The organism is Xanthomarina sp., from assembly GCF_035306705.1.
Classification (GTDB): domain Bacteria; phylum Bacteroidota; class Bacteroidia; order Flavobacteriales; family Flavobacteriaceae; genus Xanthomarina.
In genome coordinates, this window is sequence record NZ_DATGNO010000137.1 from 23063 (window position 1) to 29108 (window position 6046).

7 protein-coding genes are annotated in these 6046 nt (G+C 31.6%); 3 read left to right on the forward strand and 4 right to left on the reverse strand.

Translation table 11 applies throughout. The annotated features are described in order from the left end of the window. Positions 1–2: 2 nt before the first annotated feature. Positions 3–824 carry a glycosyltransferase family 2 protein gene (locus VKY47_RS11150; RefSeq protein WP_324312843.1) on the reverse strand — a complete coding sequence of 274 codons (822 nt, stop codon included), beginning with the start codon at positions 822–824 and terminating at the stop codon, positions 3–5. Positions 825–1025: 201 nt separating this feature from the next. Here VKY47_RS11150 and VKY47_RS11155 point away from each other — a divergent pair, with 201 nt between their 5' ends. Then, positions 1026–1763, forward strand: coding sequence for a glycosyltransferase family 2 protein (locus VKY47_RS11155; protein ID WP_324312845.1), 738 nt, complete (start codon positions 1026–1028; stop codon positions 1761–1763). Positions 1764–1767: 4 nt separating this feature from the next. Here the strand turns inward: VKY47_RS11155 and VKY47_RS11160 are convergent, their stop codons facing one another. After that, complete coding sequence (locus VKY47_RS11160) at positions 1768–2487, reverse strand: polysaccharide deacetylase family protein (protein ID WP_324312847.1); 720 nt, start codon at positions 2485–2487, stop codon at positions 1768–1770. A 99-nt stretch (positions 2488–2586) separates the two neighbouring features. Here VKY47_RS11160 and VKY47_RS11165 point away from each other — a divergent pair, with 99 nt between their 5' ends. Beyond that, positions 2587–3333 carry a glycosyltransferase family 2 protein gene (locus VKY47_RS11165; RefSeq protein WP_324312848.1) on the forward strand — a complete coding sequence of 249 codons (747 nt, stop codon included), beginning with the start codon at positions 2587–2589 and terminating at the stop codon, positions 3331–3333. Between the two features lie 3 nt (positions 3334–3336). Beyond that, positions 3337–4431 carry a glycosyltransferase family 4 protein gene (locus VKY47_RS11170; protein WP_324312850.1) on the forward strand — a complete coding sequence of 365 codons (1095 nt, stop codon included), beginning with the start codon at positions 3337–3339 and terminating at the stop codon, positions 4429–4431. Here VKY47_RS11170 and VKY47_RS11175 read toward each other — a convergent pair. Together VKY47_RS11175 and VKY47_RS11180 are read right to left on the reverse strand one after the other, a co-directional pair. Then, positions 4424–5380 (reverse strand): WaaS/CpsH family glycosyltransferase, encoded by a 957-nt coding sequence (locus VKY47_RS11175; protein WP_324312852.1) that lies wholly within the window; start codon positions 5378–5380, stop codon positions 4424–4426. The genes VKY47_RS11170 and VKY47_RS11175 overlap by 8 nt on opposite strands. After that, positions 5377–6046 (reverse strand): glycosyltransferase family 4 protein (locus tag VKY47_RS11180; protein WP_324312854.1); only part of this gene is annotated, 670 nt, incomplete at its 5' end. The genes VKY47_RS11175 and VKY47_RS11180, both read right to left, overlap by 4 nt.

Genomic DNA, 6046 nt, shown 5'->3' on the forward strand with positions numbered 1-6046 from the left:
TGTTATTTTTTTACAATCCCGAAATCGGTCCAAGTTTTTTGCTTTGTTTTGGTCGTCTTTCTAATGGCTAAATTTTTATTAATGGACTCCTGATTTTTATAACCTCTAGGATGATCTAAATGAATACAAACAGCACTATATCTAATTTGTTTTCCTTTTAATCCCAAATTCATTAAGCGTTCACCCAATTCTCTATCTTGTCCACCATATTGCATGCGTTCGTCGAAACCATTAATTGCAATAATATCTTTTTTCCAACCAGAGGCATTATGTCCATTCCAACTTGCATTGGTTGGTGTAATAGCATTTAAAAACCAAGATTTAAACCCTTTAGCGGTTAATTTATTGTTTTTAAAAGATGGTTTTAAACCTTGGGATTTTAACCATTTTAAATTAAAACAATCCCCATTTAATATAGACTCTTTGGTAATAGCTTTAGAAATATCCATGGGCAACATAAAATAACCCCCAGATAAGAAATAACCTATTTCTCGTTCTCTAAAATGTATCTCAACAAAATCTTCTCTTGGAATACAATCGCCATCAGACATTAAAATATAATCTGCTTGACACTTTACAATGGCTTTATTTAAAATTTGTGATTTTTGAAATCCGTTATCCTCGTGCCAAACATGAGTAATGGGATAAAACATCTCTTTTTTAAAGGCCTCAATAAGATCTATGGTCTCTTTCTTAGAGCCATCGTCTGCAATAACAACCTCGAAGTTTTGATAAGTTTGATTGTTATATCCATGTAACACTTTCGCCAACCACTCAGGAGAATTATACGTACTAATTATTACAGAAATGGATATTTCGCTCATCAATTTATTGTTTTACAAAGCAAAGATAAACATAATTCGGGTATTTATTTTACGGGCGGTTTCACTATTTTTTTATAGATTTAAGACTCTTTAAAGTCTTAATTTAAAGTGATGAAAAGGATTTATAAAAACCTATAAAAGTTAAATACAAGCCTTTTTCCAAAATCAATTAAAAATCGTAATTTTGATGCTTTAACTCCTATGAAAAAACTATCTGTCATCATTCCAACTTACAATGAGGAAGCTTATTTAAAAAATGCGCTTCTTTCGGTTTCTTTTGCCGATGAAATTATTGTGATAGATTCTTTAAGCACAGATAAAACTGTAGAAATAGCCGAAGCCTTTGGTTGTAAAATTTTAAGTAGAAAATTTGATAACTTTTCCAATCAGAAAAACCATGCGCTCCAATATGCTACTGGAGAATGGGTTTTATTTATTGATGGAGACGAACGTATTACCTACAAGCTAAAGCAAGAAATTCTAGAAGCTATAGACTCTGGAAAACATGCTGGATACAAGCTTAACTTTCCGCATTTTTATATGAATCGGTTTTTATACCATCATAGCGATAACGTAACTAGATTAGTCCTTAGAGAAAAATGTCGATTTGAAGGTTCCGTTCACGAAAAACTCATTGCAGATGGTAGTATAGGAAAGCTTAAAAACCCCGTTTTGCATTTCACCTATAAAGGTTTGATGCATTATATAAGCAAAAAAGACAGTTATGCCTGGTTTCAAGCAGAACAACTTTTAAATAAAGGTAAGAAAGCTACCTATTTTCATTTAGTCTTTAAACCCTTCTATCGCTTTTTTAGTAGTTATATTTTACGTGGTGGATTTCTGGATGGCATTCCAGGATTGGCCGTTGCCAGCATTAATGCTTACGGCGTTTTTTCAAGATATGTCAAGTTAATGCTCCTTCAAAAAGGAATGAGATAAGCGTTTAGAAAAACAGTTTTCCAAACTTCAATTTTCGTTTAAAAGTAACCAAACTCATGTCTCCTTTTATATCCAAACGCTGAATTTCGTAATTATTTTTTAAAGGGAATCTATTCACTCTATTTCCAATTCGCAAGCCATAAGCTATCTTGTTTTTCTGCAATAAATCGAAAAACTGTACTTTCTCTTCTCCTTTTCTAGGAAATTTCCCATAAGGATAAGCCAAGGTATTATGCACTTCTAAATTATTTTCAGTTATAAATTCTTGGCATAAATCAAAATCTTCCTGAATGTCTTCAATCGACATTTCATGGTATTTTTTATGCGAAAAACTGTGTAAACCTAGTTCGATAACTTCAGAATCTAATGACTGTAATTGTGCAACAGACATGATTTTTTCGTTATTCTTGTTCCATGAGTCTGTTTCGTTTACATATTTAAATGGCACAAAAAAGCAGGCCTTTAAACCATATTTTTTCAACAAAGGATAAGCCAATTCCAATTGATTCACATAGACATCATCAAAAGTGATAATAACAGCTTTCTTCGGAAAATCTGTCGATTTCTTTATGTCTTGTAAATCTTTAAAATGAAGCGATTTATAGCCTTTTTCTTGTAAGTAAGCAAATTGTTCTTCCAATTTAGAAGCAGCAATAGTTAAGTCTTTACTTTCTCGAAGATTCGCGCTCACACTATGATACATTAAAATAGGAAGTTTTGGCATAGCTGTATATAATTAAATAAAATCTGAGTAAATTGATTACTTTTGAAACAAATATATAAAGGGATTAGCAATATATTTGATAAATCTGAAATTTTATAAATGATAAGCGCTTTAGCTATAACTTACAACGAAGAATCTAACATTGAAAGCTACATAAAAAGCTTGTCCTTTGCTGACGAAATTATCATTGTGGATTCTAATAGTACGGACAATACAGTTGCTTTGGCGAAAAAACACAAGGTTACAGTTGTTGAGCGGGCATTTGATAATTTTTCGAATCAAAAAAACCATGCTATTTCATTAGCTAAACACGACTGGGTTGTATTCTTCGATTTAGATGAAAAAATCTCTGAACCTCTAGCCAAAGAAATCGTTTCAATAGTAAATTCTGAAAATCCGTTAAAAGCATATAAGGTAAAGCGCAACTTTATATTTATGGGCAAACGCTTAAAATATAGTGGCTTCCAAACGGATGAAGTGATTAGGTTATTTAATAAGAATTACTGTAAATACAATGGAAATTCCGTGCATGAAACCATTCAAACTTCAGAAAAAACAGGACTTTTAAAAAACACCTCAGATCACGACACCTATAAAGGGTTTGATAATTATAATCAGAAATTAAGTCAGTACAGCAAATTACAAGCAGAGCAATTATTCAATAAAAATGTTCGCCCAAATATGTATCATTTTTTATTTAGACCTTGGTACAGATTTATGCATCAATATTTTTTAAGACTAGGTGTTTTAGATGGGAAAGAAGGTTTTATCTTAGCTTACATCAATGCCTTTTCGGTATTTAAACGTTATATTCAACTATGGTTGATGTATAGAAAAATTAATTGATTTATGAGGCTTTTACAAATTACAGCGTCGAATGTCTGGAGAGGACACGAACAACAAATAGTTTATTATTTTGATGAATTCAACCCTAAAATCGAGCATCAAGTCTTGCTTTGTCCAACCAACACGCGTTTAGCGGACATAGCCGAAGAAAAAAAATACACGTATTATAGTTTACCCTACAATTCCAAATCTAAAAAACTATGGATCAGCACCATAAACAAGATTGTAAAAGAGCATAAAATAGATGTTATTCTTATTCACAACAGTAAGGCACACACGCTTTGTATCATGCACTCGCTATTATATCGTTCAAAAATTCCAATGGTATTTTTTAGAACCTTAATTAAAAAAGTAGATACCAATCCACTTAGAAAATGGAAATACAATTACAAGCATCTTAAAAAATTGGTTTGTGTATCGCAAGCTGTTGTCGATGTATTAAAACCGGCAATTAAAGATCATTCTAGATTAAGTATAGTTGGGAGCGCAACAAATATTAATGAGTTTCCAAAAAAGAAAGCTACGGGGCTTTTATTACGTGAATTTAATTTGCCTGAAGACACTATTTTAATAGGAAATATTTCAGCTTTTGTGCCTTTTAAAGATCATTATACGTTTTTAAATGCGGCTAAGATTATAAAAGCCAAAAAGCCAAATGTAAAATTTGTACTTGTTGGAAAAGGTGAAATGGAAGATGAAATAAAAGGATATGCAAAACAATTAGGGCTTGAAAACGACATTATCTTTACAGGTTTTAGAAAAGATATTCCTGAGATTTTCCCAGAATTCGATGTTTTTATGTTTACTTCAAAATTAGAACCAACTGGAGGCGTTTTGCTAGAAGCCTATAATTGCCATGTACCAATTGTTGCAACTAATTATGGAGGTATTCCAGAAGTTGTAATACATAACGAAACCGGTATTTTATGCGAAAAAGAAAACGCTCAAGCTTTTGCAGAAGCTGCCCTAAAAATAATTGAAGACAAAGCTTTAGGAGAACAACTTGTAGCAAATGGAGAAAAGCACTTATTAGCTAATTTTACCAAAGAAATTATTGCGGAAAAAATGTTGAAGGAACTTCAAGAAGTTCTTAATTAGGCTTAATATTAAACACATTTTCTATCCAACCAGCTAAAGTATATTTATATAAAATATCGTTTGGAACCTCTTGATATGGAGTTTTGAAAAAAGCTTCTGGAATATGAATATTATTGACATCTACAACTATGATGTTATTAGGATTATAGAAATCGTAATTAACAACATCTTTGTTTGTTGTAATTAATTTTTTATGATAACCTAAAGATTCGAACACCCTAAAACTCAATCCATATTGGTTTTCTTTTTGAATATCCAGTAATACATCTGCATCTAAAAGATAATCCTTTACTTTATTAAGTGGCAAATACTCTTGGGTAAAGGTCACCAAATTTGAAGTTTCCTCCTTCTCTTTTCTTACAATTATGGTGTAATCTATATGCTTACTTTTAAAATAAGCCGCCATCTTTTCCAAAGCTCCATAACGTTCGTCGTAAGAGGATATATTGAATATTTTACATTCTGCATTTTCTTGTTTGGCAACTTCAAAATCGTAAATATAATTAGTATTAAATTTGAGATTGTGTTTTTCCACATCTTCCTTTTCATAACTAAACACCTTATCGAAATAAGGAATTAGACGTACTTTTTCAGGAAAATTAGAAATGGCATCGAAATAAAATGAATAATAGTTTTCCGTATATTCTTTTAAAGCTATTATAGTTTCCAATTCCAACTTATCTGGTCTAACAACTATTATAAAATCCTGTTTTCCCAACGCTTGCACTTGCTTGAGTGTTTCTTGGGATTTATAAATATCTTTAATATTCTTTTTGAAAAATATTTTTCTAAAAAGGTTCTGTATTTTATCAAATACCGACTTGTATTTGTATTGAATATTTGAGTAATTAATATAAACAGCTTGAGTTTCTGGGTGAGATTGTAAGTCCTTCAAAAGAAAATCCAAGTATCCAAAGGATTGAGGAGCAATGATGGTTATTTTTTTCATTCAGCTGGATTATCGCTCGTGCAATTTAAAACTTTTAAAACTTGTTTTTCAATAGTGTTTATACAAAATGGCTCCAAAACTTCTTTGGAGGCCACACTAACTTCTTTCCATAAAGCATCGTCATGATATAGTTTAAGGATTTTATTTGCTAGACCTTGAGCTGTGTCGTCTATGACATGATCCTTACTTTTTCCAAAATTGAATCCTTCTGCCCCAACAGAAGTTGTTACAACTGGCAAACCATATTCCAGACTTTGTCCAATTTTACCTTTTATTCCAGCCCCAAAACGTAAAGGAGCCACAAAAACCCTTGAAGAATTAAAATAATTTGAAATATTCTCTACATAACCCAATACAGCAAAACGCTCGGAATGAAGAGCTAACATTTCTTGAGTTGGATAACTTCCCACTATAGTTACTTTAATGCTTTTATCCATTTCCCAAACCAAAGGCATCACTTCTTCGTAAAGGAAAGTAACGGCATCCTCATTTGGTTTATGACAAAAACCTCCAACAAAAAACAAACCTTCTCTTTGCTCCATAGGTGTTTTATCTACATCCAAAAACTGATGAATATTACCAATGGTTATCATCTTTTCTTCCTTGGAATAAAAGGCTGTTAAAGCTTCTCTATCCTGATTTGAAATCGTTATGATTTTATCTGCA